The sequence below is a fragment of the Pseudomonas sp. 05N434 genome, from assembly GCF_056396965.1.
In genome coordinates this window covers 1-479 of sequence record NZ_JBFTMK010001113.1, presented here as the reverse complement: position 1 = coordinate 479, position 479 = coordinate 1, and the positions used below count along the sequence as shown (strand labels likewise).

Annotated in this window: 1 protein-coding gene; it reads left to right on the top strand. The window is 62.0% G+C overall.

Annotation, left to right across the window (positions count from 1 at the left end; all coding sequences use genetic code 11):
• On the top strand, positions 1–445 hold a 445-nt coding region (locus AC1DLB_RS31990; protein ID WP_477786535.1), incomplete at its 5' end, for a DUF1513 domain-containing protein.
• Between the last annotated feature and the right edge of the window lie 34 nt (positions 446–479).

The window sequence follows — 479 nt, the reverse complement described above, 5'->3', positions numbered from 1 at the left end:
GATGAACAGCGTGCGGCACTTGGGTATCGCCAGTGACGGCACCATCGTCGCCGGTCAGCAGTTCATGGGCGATGCTCACGAGTCTTCGGAGCTGCTGGCAATCAAGCGTCCCGGTCAACCGTTCGTGGCCTTCCCGGTGCCTGAGCATCAGTTACAGGCCATGGGGCATTACACCGCCAGCGTTGCCGTACACAGCGAACTGCGCCTGGTCGCCCTGACCGCGCCGCGGGGCAACCGCTTTTTTATCTGGGACCTGGACAGCGGTGAAGTACGCCTGGATGCACCGCTTCCCGATTGCGCCGGGGTCGGTGCCGTGGCCGACGGGTTTGTCGTGACCTCGGGTCAAGGCCGTTGCCGGTTCTACGATTGCCGCCAGACAAACCTTGTTGCAAAACCTCTGGAATTGCCTGCGGGGCTCTGGGACAACCACCTTCACCTGATCTGAACACGCAACCTGTAGCAGCTGGAATCCCCTTCGC